The sequence below is a fragment of the Paenibacillus sp. S-12 genome, from assembly GCF_030363895.1.
GTDB classification, from domain to species: Bacteria; Bacillota; Bacilli; order Paenibacillales; family Paenibacillaceae; genus Paenibacillus_B; species Paenibacillus_B alvei.
The window spans coordinates 92,467-115,063 of the sequence record NZ_JASIUF010000022.1; the positions used below are offsets into that span (position 1 = coordinate 92,467).

The 22,597-nt window shown below is 47.7% G+C and carries 20 protein-coding genes and 1 riboswitch; of the genes, 7 read left to right on the forward strand and 13 right to left on the reverse strand.

Features of this window, described 5'->3' with window-relative positions; genetic code table 11:
* Window positions 1-96 precede the first annotated feature (96 nt).
* Complete coding sequence (locus NO352_RS20425; RefSeq protein WP_005544953.1) at window positions 97-1,455, forward strand: Na+/H+ antiporter family protein; 1,359 nt, start codon at window positions 97-99, stop codon at window positions 1,453-1,455.
* 134 nt (window positions 1,456-1,589) lie between these two features.
* Here NO352_RS20425 and NO352_RS20430 read toward each other — a convergent pair whose 3' ends face one another.
* From NO352_RS20430 to NO352_RS20465, 8 genes are all read right to left on the reverse strand, one after another.
* Window positions 1,590-2,390, reverse strand: coding sequence for a TatD family hydrolase (locus tag NO352_RS20430; protein WP_005544955.1), 801 nt, complete (start codon window positions 2,388-2,390; stop codon window positions 1,590-1,592).
* A gap of 89 nt (window positions 2,391-2,479) precedes the next feature.
* Window positions 2,480-4,021, reverse strand: a complete 1,542-nt coding sequence (locus NO352_RS20435) for an MDR family MFS transporter (RefSeq protein WP_289356655.1) — start codon at window positions 4,019-4,021, stop codon at window positions 2,480-2,482.
* A 269-nt stretch (window positions 4,022-4,290) separates the two neighbouring features.
* Window positions 4,291-5,145, reverse strand: coding sequence for an ABC transporter ATP-binding protein (locus NO352_RS20440; protein WP_005544959.1), 855 nt, complete (start codon window positions 5,143-5,145; stop codon window positions 4,291-4,293).
* Between the two features lie 15 nt (window positions 5,146-5,160).
* On the reverse strand, window positions 5,161-5,928 hold the full coding sequence (locus NO352_RS20445) for an ABC transporter permease (RefSeq protein WP_005544962.1): 768 nt from the start codon (window positions 5,926-5,928) through the stop codon (window positions 5,161-5,163).
* Complete coding sequence (locus NO352_RS20450; protein WP_005544963.1) at window positions 5,925-6,218, reverse strand: thiamine-binding protein; 294 nt, start codon at window positions 6,216-6,218, stop codon at window positions 5,925-5,927. The genes NO352_RS20445 and NO352_RS20450 overlap by 4 nt, the downstream gene beginning before the upstream one ends.
* Window positions 6,219-6,323: 105 nt before the next feature.
* Window positions 6,324-7,388 carry an ABC transporter substrate-binding protein gene (locus NO352_RS20455; RefSeq protein WP_289356656.1) on the reverse strand — a complete coding sequence of 355 codons (1,065 nt, stop codon included), beginning with the start codon at window positions 7,386-7,388 and terminating at the stop codon, window positions 6,324-6,326.
* 29 nt (window positions 7,389-7,417) lie between these two features.
* A complete protein-coding gene (locus tag NO352_RS20460; protein ID WP_262866491.1) occupies window positions 7,418-7,675 on the reverse strand; it encodes a hypothetical protein in 258 nt (85 codons plus the stop codon).
* 72 nt (window positions 7,676-7,747) lie between these two features.
* Window positions 7,748-7,861, reverse strand: a riboswitch (TPP riboswitch).
* A gap of 365 nt (window positions 7,862-8,226) precedes the next feature.
* Window positions 8,227-8,937 (reverse strand): queuosine precursor transporter, encoded by a 711-nt coding sequence (locus NO352_RS20465; protein WP_005544966.1) that lies wholly within the window; start codon window positions 8,935-8,937, stop codon window positions 8,227-8,229.
* A 440-nt stretch (window positions 8,938-9,377) separates the two neighbouring features.
* On the opposite strand from NO352_RS20465, the gene NO352_RS20470 reads away from it, so the two are divergent.
* The 6 genes from NO352_RS20470 to NO352_RS20495 all read left to right on the forward strand — a co-directional run bounded on the left by NO352_RS20470 (window position 9,378) and on the right by NO352_RS20495 (window position 16,336).
* Window positions 9,378-9,887 carry an FMN-binding protein gene (locus NO352_RS20470; RefSeq protein ID WP_005544970.1) on the forward strand — a complete coding sequence of 170 codons (510 nt, stop codon included), beginning with the start codon at window positions 9,378-9,380 and terminating at the stop codon, window positions 9,885-9,887.
* Window positions 9,888-10,045: 158 nt separating this feature from the next.
* A complete protein-coding gene (locus tag NO352_RS20475; RefSeq protein ID WP_005544972.1) occupies window positions 10,046-11,917 on the forward strand; it encodes an FAD-dependent oxidoreductase in 1,872 nt (623 codons plus the stop codon).
* 97 nt (window positions 11,918-12,014) lie between these two features.
* Window positions 12,015-12,467, forward strand: coding sequence for a hypothetical protein (locus NO352_RS20480; protein ID WP_005544974.1), 453 nt, complete (start codon window positions 12,015-12,017; stop codon window positions 12,465-12,467).
* Window positions 12,454-13,449 (forward strand): polyprenyl synthetase family protein, encoded by a 996-nt coding sequence (locus NO352_RS20485; protein WP_268599066.1) that lies wholly within the window; start codon window positions 12,454-12,456, stop codon window positions 13,447-13,449. Before NO352_RS20480 ends, NO352_RS20485 begins: the two co-directional genes overlap by 14 nt.
* 435 nt (window positions 13,450-13,884) lie before the next feature.
* Window positions 13,885-14,412, forward strand: coding sequence for a hypothetical protein (locus NO352_RS20490; RefSeq protein ID WP_005544977.1), 528 nt, complete (start codon window positions 13,885-13,887; stop codon window positions 14,410-14,412).
* A 433-nt stretch (window positions 14,413-14,845) separates the two neighbouring features.
* Window positions 14,846-16,336, forward strand: a complete 1,491-nt coding sequence (locus NO352_RS20495; RefSeq protein WP_262866492.1) for a peptide MFS transporter — start codon at window positions 14,846-14,848, stop codon at window positions 16,334-16,336.
* Window positions 16,337-16,683: 347 nt separating this feature from the next.
* Here NO352_RS20495 and NO352_RS20500 read toward each other — a convergent pair whose 3' ends face one another.
* The 5 genes from NO352_RS20500 to NO352_RS20520 form a co-directional block, all read right to left on the reverse strand.
* On the reverse strand, window positions 16,684-16,962 hold the full coding sequence (locus NO352_RS20500) for a hypothetical protein (RefSeq protein ID WP_005544979.1): 279 nt from the start codon (window positions 16,960-16,962) through the stop codon (window positions 16,684-16,686).
* Between the two features lie 114 nt (window positions 16,963-17,076).
* Entirely contained in the window at window positions 17,077-17,691 is a 615-nt protein-coding gene (locus NO352_RS20505) for a hypothetical protein (protein WP_289356657.1), read from the reverse strand.
* A gap of 229 nt (window positions 17,692-17,920) precedes the next feature.
* Entirely contained in the window at window positions 17,921-18,793 is an 873-nt protein-coding gene (locus NO352_RS20510) for a UbiA-like polyprenyltransferase (protein WP_040735612.1), read from the reverse strand.
* A gap of 136 nt (window positions 18,794-18,929) precedes the next feature.
* On the reverse strand, window positions 18,930-20,222 hold the full coding sequence (locus NO352_RS20515) for an aspartate aminotransferase family protein (RefSeq protein ID WP_483311855.1): 1,293 nt from the start codon (window positions 20,220-20,222) through the stop codon (window positions 18,930-18,932).
* A gap of 188 nt (window positions 20,223-20,410) precedes the next feature.
* On the reverse strand, window positions 20,411-22,384 hold the full coding sequence (locus NO352_RS20520; RefSeq protein ID WP_289356659.1) for a peptidase U32 family protein: 1,974 nt from the start codon (window positions 22,382-22,384) through the stop codon (window positions 20,411-20,413).
* Between the last annotated feature and the right edge of the window lie 213 nt (window positions 22,385-22,597).

Sequence of the window (22,597 nt, forward strand, 5' to 3'; positions counted from 1 at the left end):
CGCATAGGAAATGATTGTACGTTGCCATGGTAAAGTGGTAATGTTTTAATTAGTTATCATAATAACGCAAAGTTGAATTGAAGGTGGGCATAGATCATGAATGCAGTATTACTATCATTAGCAATATTATTCGGTTTGAGTATGCTCCGCGTACATGTTGTGCTTGCTATGCTGACAGCTGCTGTGGTAGGCGGATTGACTGGCGGTCTAAGCATTGCACATATGCTCGATGTATTCGGGGAAGGCTTGAAGGACAATGCCGGCATCGCCTTAAGCTACGCCTTGCTAGGTGCATTCGCCGCTGGTTTGACAGAGACAGGACTGCCTGACAAGCTTGTTCGCGGTGCCGTCATCTTAGTACGAGGCAAGGACAGCTCCGTAAATCCGCGTGCCGCTGTACGCTATTTGGTATTGGCCGCCATTGCTATTATCGCCTGTATGTCGCAAAACGCCGTACCTGTTCACATCGCCTTCATTCCGGTGCTGATTCCTCCGCTTCTCGTTCTGTTCGATTCGCTGCGAATCGATCGGCGGGCTGTTGCATGCGCGCTTACCTTCGGTCTCATCACGCCATATATGCTGCTTCCCGTCGGTTTTGGAGCAATCTTTCATGATGTCGTTGCAGGAAATATAACGAAAAACGGTCTTCCCATTGATGCATCCATGCTGCCGCATGCCATGTTCATCCCCGCGATCGGGATGGTGGCAGGACTCATCATTGCCATTGCATTCAGCTATCGTAAGCCGCGTGAATATACAACTGCTGGCAGCGACGATACATTCGCGACGGATTCGCCGGATTCACCAAATATAGAAAATGAATCACCTAATAACGGAACAAGCTTCACAACATGGGCTGGACTTGGTGCCATTGCAGCTATGCTGGCTGTCCAGTTAAGCACTGGCTCCATGATTTATGGGGCTGCATCGGGATTGGTGATTCTCCTCATATCCCGTGTCGTGCCGTGGAGCCGAGCAGATCGAGTACTAACTGACGGCATGCGGTCGATGGCCTATATCGGCTTCGTCATGATGTCAGCTTCTGGCTTCGGCGCCGTTCTGCGCGAGACAGGGCATATCGAGACACTTGTGAAGGCTTCCGTGGAAGCTGTTGGCGACAATCGGGCAATTGCTGCCCTTCTGATGCTGGCAATCGGTCTGCTTGTAACCTTGGGCATCGGCTCATCGTTCTCTACCATTCCGATTATCGCCACCGTATTTGTACCGTTGTGCATTGGATTAGGGTTCAGCCCGCTGGCCACGGTAGCACTTATCGGAACAGCCGGTGCGCTGGGCGATGCCGGATCACCCGCTTCGGACAGCACGCTCGGCCCGACTGCTGGATTGAATGCAGACGGTAAGCACGATCATATCTGGGATACGTGTGTACCCACCTTCCTGCACTATAATGTGCCGCTTCTCATTGCAGGCTTCATCGCCGCGATGGTGTTGTAAGGAGAGCAGTTGCCCATAATACACAGCAAATGCAGTTTTCAAGCTTTCTGTTTCAAGTTAGGGATTGCTTTAAGCCGAATCGACAGATGACTGGCTGGAGCAATCCCTGTTTTGCATGTATAGGGATACTAACCTCACACCCCATAACAACGCTTCGCATTCTCTCGCAGCAACTTCGCTGCTTCCCTCACATCCATGCCCCGCAGCGCTGCCCACTCTAAAGCAACATCGCGAGCCATTGTCGGCAACGTCCGCCGCCCGTCATAAGGCCCCTCGAACGGCCACGGCCCGTCGGTTTCGGTCATCGCCTGTTCAGGCGGATATTGTCTAGCCAATGCGCGAATCTCATCCTCGTAGCAAATATCTGGCGTGAAAGAAATAAAATAACCGTTGCCCGCCATGCGGTCAATCGTCTTGTTATCTCCCTTGAACCAATGGAAGTGCGCCCGCCGCACACTATAGCGTTCAAGCAGATCAACTACAATCGGCGCATCGTCATACACCGCATGGAGTACAATCGGCATGTCCCACGCAGCAGCCCGCTTTACAAATGGTTCAAGCAGCTCTATGTAGGGAGAACGGTCAAATGAACCTCCCCGCTTTAACGCCTCTTCCCGCATATAGTAAGGCAGACCAACCTCGCCAATTGCAGCCATGCTCTCCTTATGACCATCAAGCCAAGCCAGCAGCACTTCCTGCTCCTCATCGCTCGGAAGTGCTTGCTCGGGATGGAATCCGTATGCCGGCAGTACCTTGTTCGGATAACGCTTCGCCCATTGCTCAGTGTGATGGCACGAGGCAAGATTCATAGATACCGCAATGACGTACTCCAAGGATGGATCAGCCAATGCCTCCTCCAACTCAGCAGCAGCGTCGAGCTTGTATCCGTCAACATGGATATGTGCATCTACAACATGAATATCATCATGTCTCATATCACTCATCTCCTTATCTGCCAAAAATGCCGCAGGCGCAACGTCGTAGACGAACCTCCTGCGGCAAATCCCGTTTCATCACTATCGAATTACATTTCCCCGACCTTTAGTTGACTCGCTGCATCATCCGAATGTTCGCCTTGACCTTGGCCTCCCCGGATCATTCGGGCATTGCCCATCAGCGCAATACATACCAGCGCACACACAACTGGAATGAGCGCCCATTGGAACGTCCCGGCGATCGAGTCTGCGAGTGCGGTTGTCAGCCCTTTCGCTACTTCAGGCGGAAGATTGCCCATCTGGCCGCTCATCAGAGTCTCCGGCTTCACATCCATCGCCGCGCCGCCTGGGGGCATAACCTCCTGTAATCGGCTTTGGAACAGATGCGATTGGATCGTGCCGAACAGCGTAATGCCAATTGTCATTCCCAGTGAGCGCGAGAAGGACGCGGTTGAGTTCGCTGCTCCACGCTGATGGAATTCCATGCCGTGCATGGATGACATACTAAGCAAAGAGAAGGAGAAACCTACACCGAGCCCCGTCAGGATCATGTATAGCGTAAGGAGCGTCCGCGGGGTATCTGTTGAAATTGTGCTTAATGCAAACATCCCTCCGATAAAGAAAATACCGGACACGATCATTAAGCTGCGGTAGCTGCGTTTTGCAACCAAAATACCAGCAGCGGAGCTGGTGACAACAGAACCAACCATCATTGGCGTCAAGACGAGACCGCTATCCGAGGCAGAACCTCCATATACCCATTGAACGAACAGTGGGATATATACCGTAGCGATTACGAACGATACCCCATAGAAAAACCCGACACCCTGACTTGCCGCAAATAAGCGGCGCTTGAATAAACTGAACGAAATAATCGGTTCCTGCGCCCGCGTTTCAATGAACAGGAAGGCAATTAAGAACACAAGGAATGTAGCAAATAGACCTAAAATAACTGCCGAATCCCAAGCGTACTCCTTGCCGCCAAGCTCCAGCGCGAACATAAAGCTGACTACTGCCACTACGAGCGTAATGGCTCCGCCCCAGTCAATGCGCTGCTTCTTCGTGGAAGCCTTTTCCTTATAGAATTGCATAATGAACCACAAGGAGATAAGACCAAGCGGCAGGTTGATGTAGAATACCCATTCCCAGCCGATGTAGTCAGTAATGTATGCGCCAAGCAGCGGCCCTGCCACGCTTGATATGCCGAAGACCGCACCAAATAATCCTGTCATCTTGCCCCGTTTCTCAGGCGGGAAAACATCAAAAATAATCGTAAATGCGATCGGCATGACAGCACCGCCGCCAATCCCTTGAATCGCTCGATAAATTGCAAGCTGAATCATACTGTCTGCAGTACCGCACAGCGCACTGCCGAGCAAAAAGACAAGCAGACCGAACACATAGAACCGCTTGCGGCCGTACATGTCAGACAGCTTTCCGAAAATTGGCATACCCGCCATCGTAGCAACCATGTACGCAGAGGTTACCCACACGTAAAAATTGAAGCCGCCCATCTCGCGTACAATCGTCGGCATCGCCGTTGCCACAATCGTATTGTCCATCGCTGCCATCAAAATGCCGAGCAGCAGGCCGGCGACGACCATCCGCAGATTGCTTTCCTTCGTAATCATTCGATTTCATTCCTCCTCAGGACAAACCATCATCTCTATACAAATAGGTACAGACATGCAGTCATCCATGTCTAACGAGATTTAATTATAAGCCTTGCATATAACTTTTTCCACCAGAAAATGAACAACGGGTCATTCCAGACAATGTGTGTGACTTGCACTATCTGTGCAATAATCAGCCCACTCCAGCTATATCTAATAACTGAGCTTATGAAAACATCCTGACTGAACCAAAAAAGCTGCCCCCCATGAAGGGACAGCTCTATACATTACTTCGTAATTGGCACCGACTGTACACGGCGCAGCAGTTCCGACAACTCCCGCTTCATGTGCACGAATTCGGCTTCAGAAGCAAGTGCCTCCGTCCGCGGCCGGGCGAACGGTACTCTGACCCGCTCCAGTACTCGTGCCGGGCGATTGGATAATACATATATCGTATCCGACAGCAGCAAGGCCTCCTCAATGCTGTGTGTAATGAACAGCACTGAACGGCGGTTCCTCTCCCAGAGTTCAAGCAGCCAGCGCTGCATATCACTGCGCGTTAAGGCATCCAATGCACTGAAAGGTTCATCGAGCAGCATCAGCTCATGCGGGCTCATCATCGCACGCAGGAAGGCTACACGCTGCTGCATGCCGCCTGACAGCTCGTGAGGATATGAGCGTTCATAACCAGCCAAGCCCACATTGCTCAGCCAGCGGCGCGCTTCCGCACGAGACTCCTTCTTCGACCTGCCCGCAATTTCCGGAGCGAGAATGACATTATCCTCTACCGTACGCCAAGGAAACAATGCAGGTTGCTGCGGCATATAGCTAATATGTCCTGTCTGCCCGACAACGTTCTGCCCATGTACAAGAATATCCCCTCCTGATGGGCGAAGCAGTCCGCCAATGAGATGAAATAATGTGCTCTTCCCTGAACCAGACGGGCCGATAATCGAGACGAATTCACCTGGCTGCACATCGATGAAGATATGATCGAGCACGTGAAGCTTCCCGGCACGACCGTCGAAAGACATACTAACATCCCGCAATTCAAGCGCTGCTTGCTCCCGCTCTGGAAGAGGCTCACCCAGTCGCTCCCCTTGAATGCGATCAGACGACTGCTGTTCATTCCTTGTAATCATCATTATGCTCCCCCTTCACCGCTGCTTATCGTCGCGGCGCCAATGAATGAGCAGCCGTTCCATTGCCCACACGAGGCCAAACATGGCTAAGCTCAACAGAATCACAACCGCTATCGCCACGAACATCCGATCTGTACGGTATGCCGCTTTCTGCAGAACCATGTAATAGCCGATCCCCTTGTCTGTCCCCAACCACTCCGAGATAATCGCACTCATGACACTATACGTGCCTGCGATCTTTAAACCAGAGAAGACCGACGGCAGCGCATGTGGGAGCTCCAGCTTCAAGAACAGCTGGGCCCGGCTTGCGCCCGCCATGCGCATGTAATTCACCATCATACGATCCGTCTGCGCAAGACCATCCAGTGTTGCCACACATACCGGGAAAAAGCAAACAAGCGTGATCGTTACAATCTTCGGCATGAGACCGAAACCGAACCAGATCATAAGCAATGGCAATAGCGCAATTGTCGGGATGTTCTGACTGACAATCACCAGCGGATAAATGGCCCGCTTCAGCCATGGCAGCGGATGAAGCGCGCATGCGAGCAGCAGCCCGACTGCTGTTCCGACGCAGAATCCAATTAGGGTCAACTGAACGGTCGCCCACGTATGCATAAGCAGCCCGCCCCCATTGCTGATTGCCTCCTGAAAAATATCAAGCGGGCTGGGCAGCATCCACTTCTCAATGCCCGATACCATGACTCCGACCTGCCATATCGCAAGAAAGAGAACAAAGGCTATAAGCGGAGGCCCTATCTTCGTAAGTCGACTCCTACTCATGGCCGGTATTTCACCGTCAATTCGTCCATCGTAATGCCGGAAGGCTTATACACAATTTTGATTTGGGACAATACATTGTTGCTTCCCATCTCTATCATCGCCTTGTTCATATCCTCAATAATGCGGAATAGCTCGCTAAGCTCGCCTTCCATCGTAGTTTCTAGTGGATTTACTTGATACTTCACGCCTGATGCTTGAATCACTTCGATTGCGCGATCCACATAAGGAATTACGTCTTCCCCATTTTTCGTCTTTGGAACGATCTGAATGCTCACTAAGCTATTCGCCATCTCGATTCTCCTCCTCGATTGCATATCACCATCGGATACATAGAAATTCATATACAGCAAAAGGGCGCCTGCGCGCCCCTTGCCGATTTCTTCGTAACGTTGTGCTTATGAAGCAGGCAAGAAGTCATTCGTAAATGCCTTGTCGACATCGATGCTCTTATCCATTAATTTGTTCTCTACGAGCCAATTCATGTAATTCGCCCATACTTCGCGCTTCTGCTCACCCCATCGAGGCGCATCGTCCTTATACTTCGGACTCAGCCATTTCTGGCTGGCAATAACCAGATCTTTGTTCAAATCCGGCACAGCCTTAAGCAGCAGATTCGCCGCATCCTCTGGATTGTCGATTGCAAATTGGTAGCCTTTGGACGTTGCTCGCATAAATGCCTTAACCAATTCAGGATCTTCCTTACTTAGCTTCTCGCTTGTGGATAGAACAGGCGTGTAATAGTCTAATTCCTTCGCGTATTGATTCACATACAGCATATCGATTGGCTCACCGCGGAGCTCTGCTTCAATACCTGTCCATGCATAGAAAATCCATGCGAAGTCGATATCCTTCTTCACAGCTGTAAAGTAATCGGCGTTACCCATATTGACACTCTTCAGCTTGCTGTAGTCGCCGCCATCCTTCTCCATAATTGTGTGAATAATCATTTCTTCGACTGGAGAGCCCCAACCGCCATAAGTCTTCCCTTCAAAGCCTTTCGGCGACTTGATGTTCTTGCTCTTCGGCGCAGCAAATCCGGATGTATTATGTTGAATGATCGCTCCAATCGACACGATCGGAACATTTTGTTGTCGAGCCATCGTAATGCCTTCCTGAACACTAACTCCAAATTGCGCTTCTCCCGATGCAATCATCGCATCAGATGCGCCTGTGCTTGGCTGCAAAATCTCGACATTCAGCCCTTCTTCCTCATAGAAGCCTTTCTCCTTAGCTACATATAACCCTGTATGATTCGTATTCGGCGTCCAGTCGAGCACGATCTTCACATCGCGTTTTTCCTTCGCCTTATTCTGATTCGTTCCTTGCTCTTGTGCTGGATTTCCCGATGTCTGGTCTCCTTGTCCCGCTTCTTGTCCTTTGCCGCCGCAAGCAGTAAGCGCAAACGTCATCATAATGATGAGCGCCAGCATCAATCCTCGTTCCAAGCGTGTGCGTTGCATATGATGAATCCCCCTTCTCTTGCCCCGCTCTAGTAGAGAGTCGGTATGAAATCATAAGATGCTTCGATAACGCCTGCCGCATTCACCAGTTGGACGATCCGCTCGATCGTATATGTATGGATGAGCAAGTTCCCGTCCCGCCGTCCTGCAACACGATTCAGATCCACAAAAAAAAGCGCCCCATCTGGGACGCTATGTGTGCCGTTCTGCGCGTATATGCGAAAATGTGCATCATACGATGTCCGCGTCACAGGTATGGCGATATTCATCCATATGTGCAGCATCATGACAATGCTGTCCGAAGCAACGCACATTCATGCGAAGCTGGCGAATAAGCAATAACCTTTATATAACAATAATGACGCGGTTCAACGTCTTTCCTACGCTGGCATTACCCAGATCAGGTGTAAGGGTCGGTATCTTAATGGGATACAATCTCAGCCGGCCGTATTCCAGCACCCCTAGCGTGCATATGCAGTTATCGAAGCTATCATTTACATGGGTAATTATAGACCTCATCTACCAGAAAGTCCAGTAACAATGATCAGAGAAAGAGCAAAATTCCAATGTGAGTATACCCACAAAATGATGCATAACATAACAACCAAAGAACCTACATTAGCATTAAATTCGTACACCCACATGAAACTTGTCGAAAAAAGTTCCATGTGAAACAAGGTACAATATTCCAATTTTAGAACCTCTTTCATTTGTTCCTGTGTCGTTATAGGCAAGTAACCCAGCGCCGTCTTTGGTGCTGGGCTTAGGTTTAGGGAAGCTTCTGCCTTTCCTTTTCTTCTATACGGATAGAAAATTAAAACCAGTTGTCTCGTTTCGCTTATTGCACTTGCTCCCGCGGTAGATCATCACGAACCGGGAAGCTTCTTGCCCAATATAGAATTGGTGTCGACAACACCGAGATAATAAGTTTAATTACATAAGTGGTAATAAAAATTTGGAACCAGACATCCCAAGGAACAATGCCGGCAAATGCAATCGTACAAAATACGAGCGAATCCGCCATTTGGCTGATGCCGGTGCTCCCGTTGCTTCGAATCCACAGCTGACCTGCCTTCGGATAGCGCTCCTTCACCATGCTGAACAGTTTCACATCAAGGAACTGACTAACGAAATAGGCCGTTAAACTTGCCACAACAAGACGCGGCATGAAATCAAATATAGTTGACAGCGACGCTTGTGCCGTATTTGCCATATCAGACGCCTCTGGCGTAAAGCGAAGAGCCATCTGCATAATGATTGTCGTCATAATTAAGGTGAAAAATCCAAACCATACTGCACGCTTCGCTTCCTTGCGACCGAACTTCTCGTTTAGCAAATCCGACGTCATAAACAGTGTTGCATTCGCTGTATTGCCCAGTGTCATCACAACACCGAACATCTCTATTGTTTTGCCGACTTGAATATTGGCGATAACTGTCATTACACCAATCCAAGCATAGAGCCCCGACTTGCCGAATGCACGATAACAAATTAGGAAAAAGGCAAAGTTCGCGAGGATGAACAAAATGCCCCAAGTAAAGTTGAACATAAATTATGAAATTCCTCCTAGTTTTGATTACGCGGGATGGTTACGAACCGCGGCGCATACGCGCAAGCCATAACTTTATCATACAGAGGCGGTTCATGCCAATAGGAAACACACAGTGGATGCATGGTGAGTTTTGACTTTATTTGTCCCCTATATTAAGTGGAAGCAATTCCTTCACATCCAGTATGAAAAGGTTTTCAACCTTCCCTTCGTATATTGTGGACAATACGGAGGGAATATATTGTCATACCTCACTGCTTTATCGATGAGCAGGATGTAAAATGATCATGGCAAGGATTCCCTTAGTTAAAGATTTATCCATTGAGTGTGACATTTATCACATTCACATAGAGGGAGTTAATGTTAAAATGACATTGTAAATCCGTTAGTTATAATTTTCACAAAGTAATTTTGAACTAAAGAAAAGGTGGGGACTCTTTATGAAAAAGAAACTTGTACTGTTACTGTCCGCAGTATTGGTTGTAGGTATGTTGGCCGGTTGTGGAGATAAGAAAGAAGAAGCTGCAAAGCAGCCTGAAACAAACACATCAACAGAAGCTAATAAAGACGCAGCTCAAGTAACATTGAAAGACGGCGACTATCATGCAGAATCTCCTGAATTCGATGAGAAATCCGGTTGGAAAGAAACAATGGACATCACAGTTAAAGACGGCAAAATCACTGCTGTAAACTGGGATGGCGTTCATAAAGACGGCGGAGATACAAAGAAAAAGCAATCTAAAGACGGCAAATACGGTATGAAAGCTGGCGGTGCTTCTTCCGAATGGCACGAGCAAGCTGAAAAAATGGAGCAAGAACTTATCGCTAAGCAAGATCCAGCTGCAATCGCTGTGAACAACGAAGGCAAAACAGACGCTGTATCCGGCGTATCTATCCACGTTGGAAGCTTCGTGCAACTGGCTCAAGAAGCTTTGGCTAAAGCAAAGTAAGATAAGTTTACTCCTTCCTTGATTAATATAGATATAACTCGGAAGCTCCGCAGTAGGAAAGCAAGATACTCGCTTTTTTATTCGCGGAGCTCCCTTGTTCGCATTGGATAGTTCAATTTTTAAATATTGACAAATAAGCATTACAACGGGGTGAAACCATGAAAGAGATCGTTGTATTGGGCGGCGGTTATGGCGGCGTACTGACAGCGAAAAAGCTGGCGAAGCGTCTGAAGAAGGACAAAGACATTCGCATTACGCTCATCGACCGTAAACCTTTCCATACGATGATGACGGAGCTGCATGAGGTTGCAGCATGCCGTGTCGAAGAAGAAGCAATCAAAATGGACCTGAAGCAAATCTTTGCGGGTCTGAAAGTGGACGTTGTACTGGATGAGATCGAGAACATCGATTTCAATGGCCAGAAGCTGCAAGGCAGAAAGAAATCCTACAATTACGACCACCTTGTTATCGGTACAGGTTGTAAGCCATCCTTCTTCGGTATCGAAGGTGCAGAAGAGAATTCCTTCTCCCTCTGGTCGTTCGAGGATGCAGTTAAGTTGAAGCAGCAAATTCGCCAAATGTTCATGGACGGGACGAAGGTCACAGATCCTGAGCTGCGTAAGCAAATGCTCACATTCGTCGTCGTTGGCGCCGGCTTCACTGGTGTCGAAATGGTCGGCGAATTGGCTGAATATCGCGAAGAGTTGTGCCATGAGTTCCATGTGGACGAATCTGAGGTTCGCCTCGTCGTAGCGGATATGGCTCCGAAGATCCTGCCAATCCTGCCGCAAAAGCTCATTGATAAAGCGGACAAGTACCTCCGCAAAATGAAAGTGGAAATTATAACAGGCGCGAAGATTTCCGGCGTTACTCCAAATTCCGTTATCCTTGGCGATAATGAAATTAAATCAAACACTGTTATCTGGACTGCCGGTGTCGAAGGTTCCGATCTCGTAGGCAACCTCGATGTACAGCAGCAAGGACGCAAGCGCATTTTGACAAATGACAAGTTGCAGTCCGTTGACCACAAAAATGTGTATGTTGTCGGCGACAACATCTTCTATATTCCAGAAGGCGAAGAGCGTCCTGTTCCACAAATGGTTGAGAACGCCGAGCACTCGGCTGGTCTTATCGCACATAATATCGTTGCTGACTTGAAGAATGGCACACATAAGTCGTACAAGCCTACATTCCACGGTACGATGGTATGTATCGGTGGACGTTACGGGGTAGCCGCAATCGGTACACCGAAGAAAATGTTCCACTTCACTGGCTTCATGGCCATGTTCTTTAAGCATATGATTAATATTGTGTACTTCTTGCAAGTACTAGGCTTCCATAAAATCTGGTCTTACATGATGCACGAGTTCTTCCATGTGAAGAATCGCCGCAGCTTCGTCGGTGGACATTTTGCCAAGCGTTCCCCGAATTTCTGGCTCGTACCACTGCGGATCTATATCGGTGTCATGTGGTTAACCCAAGGCTGGGAAAAGGCCTCGAAATTACTGAAGGATCCTTCGCAGATGTTCCTCATCCCGCCTAAGGCAATGGATGGTGTAACAGCAGCTTCTCAAGCCGTTGATGCAGTTCATACAACGGTTGATGCACAAACAGCAGCTTCTGCTGTTGAAGGTGCAAGCACGGCAATCAAGGCTATTCCAGTGCCTGATTTCATCAAAGGCATTGTAGACTGGTCGATGGATTTGATGTTCTATACGCATGACGGCGGATATACGGCTATGGCGTACATTTTCCAAGGCTGTATGGTTGCTGCCGAGGTTATCTTCGGTATTATGTTGATCCTGGGCTTGTTCACAGCGATTGCTTCGATCGCAACTGTTGCGATGGGCGTTATGATTTACACGTCCGGTATGGCTCCTTATGAAATGTTCTGGTACTTCTTCGGCGGCATCGCGCTTATCGGCGGTTCCGGCAGCACGTTCGGTCTGGACTACTACCTGTATCCACGCCTGAAGCGCATCTGGAAGAAGGTTCCGTTCGTGAAACGTTGGTACCTGTATACGGATTAATAGCTCAACGAGAATAGATGGTATGTTGTACTGGAAAAGTAATGTGTACTTCGTGTCACATTACTTTCCTTATTTCTGAGGGAAACGGGGGGTTCCCATGAATCGGCAACTCTTGAATCAAACAAGTAACCTTCTGACTCAGCATCTACCGCCGATCACCGGCATTCAATTGACGGCTGAAACGGATGAATATTGGCTGCTCGACATGGCTCGCATGCTGAATGCCTACGAGATGGAGCAGCATGAACGCCAGGTTCTGCTCGGCTGCTACTGGCTCCTGCGTCAAGCATTGCGCACCCATCAGCATGTGCCAGAGGAAGAACAGCTTGCAGGCAAGGCTGTGCTAGACGGTGATTTCCTGCTCAGCCTGTACTATCAATTCGCCGTTCGCCATGGAATGACTCAGCTCATTATTGAGCTGGCAACAACGAATAAGCGCATCCAGATTCGCCGTGTTGAGGGTGCTGCTTCAGATATGATGCTGCATCAGCGAATGGGCCGCTTCGTGGCAGCCCATTATAAGCAGGTGGCTTCTTATGGCATCATTTAACGGTACGCTGAGCGATCAGCTTAACATCTCCCTTCGGCGAATTAATCGGGATTTGGAACGTATTATTCTGCACGATCCGGATGTCCCCTCCCGATCCATTGTCGCCAAGAGCGTCTTGGATCTCATCCGTGCAGGAGGCAAGCGCCTGAGGCCAATGATGACGATTGTCGGTAGCCGCTTCGGCACCGATGCTGAATCAGAGGATGTGTATCGTCTAGCCTCTGCCGCTGAGCTCATTCACATGGCATCGCTTATTCATGACGACATCCTGGATCAGTCTGACACCCGCCGCGGTGAACCGGCGCTGCATTGCAAGACAGGCATCTATAACGCGGTTCATATTGGAAATTACATTATGTGTCGCGTTATCGAGCTGATGACGTCAAGCGGCAAGGATCATGAGCCGTACGCGCATGATCTAGCGTCCATCACAACAACGCAGCTATGTCTCGGTGAATATCAGCAGATGGAATTGAAATTCAACTTCGACCTCTCGCTTGATGCATACTGGGAGAAGACGCGCAACAAAACTGCGCTCTTGATGGCTACCTGCCTGCAGCTTGGTGCGAAAGCAGCCGGTGCAGATGAGGAGGTAGTCGATCAGTTGTACGCCTTCGGCGATCAGCTTGGGATGGCGTTTCAAGTAAGGGATGATATTCTTGACTTCACGCAATCCTCTGAATCACTCGGCAAGCCTTCTGGTGTTGATCTGCGGAACGGACACGCAACGCTTCCAGTCATTCTGGCAATGCGTGACGCGTCGTTCGCAGCCAAGCTGCACAAACTGAAGGCAGATTCGCCTGATGAAGCGTTCAATGAAGCGATAGAGCTTATTCATCGCAGCGGCTCGCTGGAGGAAGCTCTTCAGATGAGCCATGCGTTCATGAAGCAGGCTTGGGAAATAACAGAGCAGTTGTCCGCTTATCCTGCCCACCGGGATTTGAAGGCGCTGTGGCATTATTTCGAAGCCCGCACCTATTAGTAAGTTCAATTCTGATCACGAAGAATCTGCAGAGGAGTGACTCGACATCGAATCTTGCATTCACTCTCAACAGCGTATGCTTTCGATGTATGTTTCCTGACGGAAGCATTGTAGTGCTCATGTAGTTAGCCTGCACTCCGCTCCTTGCAAGTTTTGCTCTGCAAAACTCGCTTCGAATGCATACGCTTCGAGTTCTTGCAACCTTCTCGGTGCTGAAAATTGAACAGATCCAGCATGTACAATTAGGTAATGTCCTGGTGAAGAAAATATGGCCGAATCCTTGATATTTCAAGGGTTTGGCTTCTTTTATATAATCAAATGTTTACAAATTGTACCGTTTACTCTTTTGTGTGTTCGGGCAAGGTGGTATTATGGATATGTACAGGCTGCATGTCTGTCACTTACACCATAGATGAAGGAGGTTGGGGTACGACGATGAAGCCTCGCCAATTTGTAATTGAAGCAGTCATGCTGGCGGTCTATGGTCAACTGTCCGTGCCAAAGCGTCCAGTCGAATATATTATCCCTTACACAACGATTCTAGAGCTTTACGAAATGCGACTAGAAGGCGATCAGGTTATGCCTGATCCAGAGGAAGACATATATGCCAAGCAGCAAATCGAGGAGCTTATTGCCTACTTCGAGAACGAGCTCAATAAGAAAAAGATTGAGCGAGCTCTGACGGCCCCATGGCGCCATAGCCCGCCGCTTATTTTACAGGACAACGTCTCCTGCATTATTGTCAATGCGATGGACAATGCCCGCTATGGCGAAACGTTCGACCCTGTTGAAACAGAGCTCATCCTTACGGCGATGCGCGAACAGGCTCCGCTGCTCACTGACCAGTTCGAATATGTGGATCGTCTCATTACGAATGAAATTCCGATTCCAATATACGATATTGATGATTTCGAGTACGCTTTGGAGCATGAGGAAGTCCCCGGTGACTCCAATACGAAATAATGACAACCCGCCCTTATCGATTTAAGAGGCGGGCTTGTTGTATTCAGAGAACCTCACCTCATAATAAAACACGTCCCGCCCACCACCTTCTAGCAATGAAAACTAGATTAGTAGCTGCTTTCTCTAATTCCTGCCTACCGAGATAACACCAAATCACCCTGCTTGAAAACGATAAGCATCCCCATCACCAACTTATCTGGATCCAGTGTTAGCTTACAGCTAAAACTTCGGGAAATACTACCATGTAAAAGTATTGAAAATGATGAATATACCTGAACATGGAATATTAATATTGGTATAAATATTATTAACTTTACTTATATTGTTAGTCATGGAACGTTGAAGTCAAACTGCAAAAAGCATTATAATAAGATGAAATTAATTTTTATACGTTGAACTTGATACAGGGTATCATCATCAAAGGAGCGATGTTATGCCGAATTATGATAAGAAGAAGATTGCAGAAAGTGTCCCGCAACAAGGTTTCTTTGGTCACCCCAAAGGCCTTTTCACCCTCTTTTTCACCGAATTTTGGGAGCGATTCTCCTATTATGGAATGAAGGCCATCCTTGTATTCTTCATGTACTATGAAGTAACGAAGGGCGGACTGGGTTTCCCGGAGAACATCGCGCTTGCCATCGTGTCCATCTATGGCTCACTCGTGTATATGTCCGGCATTATTGGAGGTTGGTTGGCTGACCGAGTACTCGGTACGTCGAAGGCCGTTTTTTATGGCGGCATCTTGATTATGTGCGGTCATATCGTGCTGGCCATACCTGGTAATGCTGCACTTTTCTTTGTATCCATGATCTTGATTGTGTTAGGTACAGGATTGCTGAAACCTAATGTATCCAGTCTAGTAGGAGATATTTATAAGGAAGAGGATAATCGGCGAGATGCGGGCTTCAGTATTTTTTATATGGGGATTAACCTCGGAGGCTTCATCTCTCCCTTGATCGTAGGAACCGTTGGGATGAATAATTTCCATCTTGGTTTCGGTCTTGCTGCTGTCGGGATGTTGCTGGGTTTGGTTGTTTACGTGACAACTCGCCCCAAAAATTTGGGTCTTGCCGGTACGGTTATAGTTAACCCATTGTCACCTGCCGAGAAGAAAAAAGTATTTACCGTTCTAGGTGCGAGCGTCGTTGTTCTCGCTGTCTTGATCACGTTCGGCATTATGTTCGGCGTTCTTACGTTCGATACTTTTATCAAACTCGTTGGGGTGTTGGGAATACTGATTCCAACCGCTTATTTCGTCGTTATGTACCGCAGTCCGAAAACAACGCCTGTCGAGCGATCCCGACTCATTGCGTACATTCCTTTGTTTATTGCTTCGATTATGTTCTGGGCAATTCAGGAACAAGGATCCACAATTCTTGCTAACTTTGCGGACAAACGTACCGAATTGGACTTTGCGGGCATTCATATTTCGCCTGCTTGGTTTCAATCATTGAACCCGCTCTTTATTATTATATTTGCGCCTGTATTCGCCTGGCTGTGGGTGAAGCTCGGCAATCGCCAGCCAACCGTGCCCCAAAAGTTTTCACTTGGCTTGTTGTTCGCCGGTCTGTCCTTTTTGATTATTTTGCTGCCGGCATACTTCGGCGGAGCCGCTTCGCTCGTTAACCCATTGTGGCTCGTTCTCAGCTACTTCGTCGTTGTAATCGGAGAGTTATGTTTATCGCCGGTTGGCCTCTCGGCTACCACTAAGCTCGCGCCTGCAGCCTTTTCGGCTCAAACCATGAGCTTATGGTTCTTGTCCAACGCTGCCGCACAGGCCATCAACGCACAAATCGTAAAGTTTTATACCCCCGAAACCGAGATGCTGTACTTCGGAGTTATTGGCGGGGTAGCATTATTGCTGAGTCTTCTGCTTTATGTGCTGTCCCCAAAGATACAAACTTTTATGAAGGGCGTAAAATAAGCAGAGCTTCTCAGCTGGCATGGTCGGATAACGTTTCGCCAGCAACGCCGAACAAAATACGTACCATCAGCTCACAGACCGTCAGGAAACACCCCATCCTGACGGTCTTGTCTTGAGCTTGATTGCACTCAAGCAACCTTAGTAATCAGTTCATGACATAGTAACGCTTCCATCGCTCTCCATGTCGATAAAAGACATTACAATAACATTTATCTCAATGCGGCGCTTCAAATGCGGCTATCCGGTGAAATGTATAAACGATGAATAACTTCCCATTTCTTTGATATTCATTATATTCCTTACAGGATGATGGTACGGATGGAATATTGCACTTCTCTCCCCTATTTCTATGCAGCGTTATAAACAAGGACTTGTATCAATACGATTGTCATAAAAGAGATAGCACCAACCATTTTAGCAGGATGAGTAAGCTTGTAATTATGGAAAGGAGCGATTCGATTGGCAATGAACCCGAACAAAAGTGTGCCTACAAACAAAAATAAACCGCTTAGTATCATATGGTTCATTGAATTCGCGATGCTAAGTGTATGATTGATAAACAGAACCCACAGGTAACCAAGAAAAGCATGGATAACGATCGAAAGCATTCCTTCTTTGATATTCATACACACCTCTCCTTTTTAAATATATCAATTTGTTTACCTAGAACAAGTAAAAGCAGATGATCTACATCTGCTTTTACTTGTTCTAATACTACTTACAAAATTATCCATGAAGAGTCATTCCTCAACAGGACATCTGGTATTCCATCGTCCCTCTGCACAAATTTTGTATGGTGGAACATAACAACCTATCACAGTAGCTCCAGCACAAATAATTCTCCCAAAAGGAATTTTATCAGCAAACACACAAGCTCCACCAACCATTGCTGCACATGTACCTTCATAAGTATCTCCGTATTCCTCGTATCTTGTACAAGTCCAACAATATCGATCTACCAAAGTCACATCACTGTCATATGATTTTTTTAGTTTTTCAGCTTTATCTGTTAATGACGTAAGGTAGCTTCTCAAATTTTCATTTTCATTAACTTGGTAAGAAGCTTGAATATCACCTGCATGATCTCTTACATATATTTTTCCGTCTGAATACGATTTGCTGTAATCGATAATCAGAGTATCAACTTGCTTTTTCTTTACATCATAAGTGAAAGTCAAAAGAGAAGCTAATTGCTTGATTGTCATACATGGTTTTGGAAAATTCAGATTTTTTGTAGTAATAGCGATAATTTGGAGGGTGTTTATTTTCAAGTAAAAATTCATGGGGAAAAAATTATGGATTATTTCTGAAGAGTTGTTACTGGCACAGAACTTTAAGTTTTTGAATTCAATCATAAGTTCATTCAGTCATCCCCCTTTCTATGACACTAGTAATGAGATGCAAAAATATAAATTATGTTAATTTATTAAGCCCATTAGAAACCTACCATATTTTTACTTACGCGTCAATTTCAATAAACAAATTTTTAATAGAAGTGATAAACGCTTCACAAACCATAAAATCGGAAATATCAATAAATAAAAAAGGACCCGCTTCAAGACAGGCCCCCTATTTTCACCCTCTTTAATTCATAAAAAAGTCTGCCATTGTACAGCACAGGATAGTCATACTGATGACTTGATTCAAGTTGTACGAGGCCACGTTCATCCGCTTGCGGCTGGATGGCTTGATGATGTTGTGCTCCAGCATAAGCAAAATGATCGCGATGCCGATACCGATTAAGTAGATGGTGCCTAGACCGCGAATGACGTACAGCGTCAGCAGCAGCACAACCATGATTGTATGGAGCGAGCGTGCAATAAAGAGCGAGTCCTCGTAGCCAAAAATGCTTGGCACTGACCATAGTCCCGTCTTGCGGTCGAATTCGATATCCTGCGTGGCATAGATGATATCAAAGCCTGCAATCCACAGCATGACGATTGTGCCCAGAATAAACGGCGTCACGGCAAATTTGCCCGTCACCGCGAACCAAGCGCCAATTGGGGCAGATGCGATCGTAAAGCCCAAATACAGGTGGCACAGCCATGTGAACCGCTTCGTATACGAGTACGAACAGATAAGCACAATTGCAACAGGCGACAGCCAAAGGCAGAGCGAATTCAGCATGCCTGCTGCCGCGATGAAGATGGCAAAGTTGATGATGACGAACAGAGTTACCTCTCGTCCATGCAGCAGCTTTTGCGGCATATGCCGGTGCGCCGTGCGCGGATTGGCAGTATCGAACGGCAAATCGGCCAAACGGTTGAATGCATTCGCTCCGTTTCGGGCTGCCACCAGCGCGATGAGCGACCAAAGCATCACGTGGAAGGAAGGTATCCCGCCTGCCGCCCATACCATCGAGATAATTGCGAACGGCAGCGAGAATAATGTATGGGAGAACATAACGAGTTCTCCGAACATGCGCGTTTTATGAATAACCTTTTGAATAGTAACCATAGCTTACATACACCCCATGAGTGTTCAAATATCTGTTGCCCTGCAAGAACTACATATAATATGTGCAATTATGCTTCCCTGCAAGCATTCTCTATCTACCGTGTTATCGACATTCCTGGATTGCGGCGTGGAAATTCTATTGGACCGCCTCCGCTAATACTTCATCCAGTTCCTTCAGCATGCTGTCGATATCCTGTTCTGTCATGACGAGCGGAGGCTGGAAGGCTATCACATTGCGTCCAAGACCATTTTTCCCGATAATATAGCCGCGATCCTTCATCGATTCCAGGACTTGATCCGTTAGTGCCGCACTATCCAAGTTATCTGTACCGTGCAGCTCCGCACCAAGCATCATCCCCTTGCCGCGCACATCCACGAGCACCTTATGCTTCGCCTGCAGCGCCTGCAATCCTGTCTTCAACTGATTACCGAGTCGCTCTGCACGTCCTACCAAGCCTTCCTGCTCAATATAATCAAGCACAGCCAGTGCAGTAACGGAGGATACCGGGTTGCCGCCAAATGTAGAAGCTGACGCGCGGTTGAAGCTTGCTGCAATTTCATCCGTTGTCGCAAATGCACCAATTGGCACACCGTTGCCAAGCGCCTTCGCCATCGAAATAATATCAGGCACAACGCCGTAATGCTCCATCGCGAACATGCGGCCTGTACGGCCAAAGCCGGTTTGAATTTCATCGGCAATCATCAGGACACCATGCTGTTCCAGCAGCGCCTTCACCTCGCGAAAATACCAATCTGGCGGCGCAATCATGCCTCCATTGCCTTGAATCGGCTCTACAAGCATCGCCGCGAAAGTCTCGCCCTTCTCCTCCAGCACCTTCTTTAACGCCTCAATAGAACGGCGTGCAGCCGTCTCATCATCTGTCTCTGGATCATATGGGCGCGGGATGAAGGTAACGCCGCTGTCCAGATAATCATCAGCACGCCACATTGGAATGCCTGTTACCCCCATCGTCAGAAACGTGCGTCCGTGCAAACCATACTCCAGTGCAATGAAGTTACGACGCTTCGTGTGCAGTCTGGCGAGCAGCATCGCACCCTCATTCGCTTCCGAGCCGCTGTTGCAGAAGAAGGTACGCTTCAGAGCGCCCGGCAGAATGCCGTTTGCAAGCCGCTCCGCTAAATCTACCATCGGCTGTGTCAAATAAATTGTTGTCGTATGCTGAAGCGTCTGTAACTGCTTAATTGTTGCACCCGTAATTGCTGGATTGCAGTGACCGCTCGCTACGACCGACACCCCTGCGAAGAAGTCAGTATATTGTGTACCCTTCTCGTCGTACAAATACTGCATCGAGCCGCGTACAATTTGCGGCGGATTGCGATAGAAGTGTTGTGTGCATGGGAAAAAGTATTGCTTCCGTTTCTCAATGACACCCTCTGCTCCGATATACGATGTTTGCTCCTTGTTCACGTCGTAAGCACCCTTTCTCATCCTAAACTGCGGAAACGGCCTGACTGCTTCCTATCAAGCCATGTCGTTTCTCATCTCAATACTTGAATTGCATTCATTACTTTATCTATATGTCATGTGCGCATCCTACTCATTCGGAATCAGTTAAGCGCAAGGAAGTACACATTCGATTTCACAAGAAAAAGAAGTTAGGCATGCACCGGTTCCAAGTCCATTGACAGCGCCTGACCGAATTGCAGCGAACCAAGCGTATAACCTGCGTATACCGGCTTCATGCCTGCATACAATTCGCCGCACCGTGACAGATCTTGAAGTGCTGTACGATATGTGCCCACGATGCTGCGCAGCTGCTCTGTTGTGTAAGACTTGCCTTCGATGCGGAAATGGTTAACACCCGCTTCATGCAGCTCTTTCAAGAATGGCAGGTAGCACAGCTCCTTGGCCGTCGCCAAATGGTTGCGTCCGCTCCAGTCGCGGTACACCGGATTCTCGCCCTTGTCAGTCATCAGCACGAGATACTGATTGTCGACATGCTTGTTATCCTCCTGCATAATCGGGTCCATCGCAACCGTATTCTCATACAGATCCAGCTCCAAATACATGACGATAGGAGAGCCGTGCACGATGACTTCTACTGGCACCTGCTTCGTCTCTTGCAGCAGGTTCGCTAAATCGTTAAGCGGAAGCTCAAGCGATGCATGTACGCGCTCCAGGCCGAAATAATCATGGTAGAGCTTCGCCGACATATGGTTAAACACATTCAGGTTAAAATCGCCTATCATCGGCAGCCCGCAATCACGGAACTTATGCATGGCCCCGATGTTCGTAACGAGCAGCCCGTCAAGACCGTATTTCCCACCTTGCAAGAAATGATTGTACTGCTCCATATGCAGCTCATTCATCATCCGCGGCATGCCGAGAACGATTTGGGAGGAATCTTTCATCTCGGTCAGCATTTCAATATCTTTGCGCGTAAATGGCACATCTGGCTGGAACACGTCGCCGGTCAAATAAACAATGTCTGCGCCTGCTTCGATAACAGCCTTCGCCTGCTCCACATTGTTAACGTGAACAGACAATTGAGGCTGTTCCATCTTCTCTGGCTGGCGGACATCAGCTAACGTCTCGCGCACCTGCTCCAGACGCTCTGGCTTTATCTCACGCTCAGCCGTAGGTGTACTGAATACCTTGCCCGTACTGTAAAATTTACCCGTGCCCTCATAGCGAGTGTTAATATAATCAAGTCCTGGCTTGCCGAACGCATAGGCCGTGGAGAAGTCGCGCTTGCGGTTTTCATATAGTGTATCACTGTCTTTCTTCCGATTATAGCCAAGCGGATCCGCAATATAGCGATCGATTGCGTCGCCATAGCTGTTGACGATCATAAGCAGGAACTCTAGATCCCGCATTCGCCCCTCAAGCTTGAATGATGTAATTCCTGCTTTAATAAGTTCAGGAATATGCTCATACATGTACATATCCTTTGCCGCCAGCGGATATTCGGTCGGATACACATTGCCGTCCTTCTTCACTCGGTAGTCCCAGCGGCAAGGCTTCATACAGCGTCCGCGGTTTGCACTATTGCCATACAGCATCGAGCTGTAGAAGCAGTTTGCGCCATGTACTGTACACATGTCACCATGGACGAAATATTCGAACTCCATGCCTGTCTTCGCCTGCAGCAGCTCTGCCGTATGCAAATCCATTTCACGGGAAGCAACAACACGAGTTACGCCCATTTCCTTCAGCGCTTCAATCATATCTAAGTTGTGTACATTCATCATAACAGAAGAATGAATCGGTACATTCGTTAATTGCATATCTTGGATGAGTGGGAATACGGCCAGATCTTGTGCAATAATGGCGTCTGGACCTACTTCGTTCAAGAACGATAAATAACGCTTTGCCTCGTCCAAATCAACTTCATTAAGCAGGTTGTTGACGGTAATATAAGCGCGCTTGCCGCGGTCATGAGCCATGTTCACGGCTTCACGTACTTCCTCATAGCTAAGATTATAGCCCTTGCGCATCATCCGCATGTTCAGGGACGGTCCCCCGAAGTAGACAGCGTCGCAATTCGCGTCAATGATCGTTTTAAAGATGTCAAACGTTCCGGCAGGTGCCAACAATTCAATTTCTTTTCCATTAAAATATCTAGCCACAGTCGCTCTCCCCCAAGTCAGTTCTTCTCAGTAGTCTTGTCCAACGTATCGAAATATGTCCTTATAAGAATAAGCAAATAACCAAAAAACCAAATATTTATATCTTAAATATACCATATTAAAATTGTTTATGTGACTAATTTCACAATATATACAATAAATAACGCGCAATTCGCTGCACCTCCTTTTCGTTAGAAAAGAAACAACGAACTG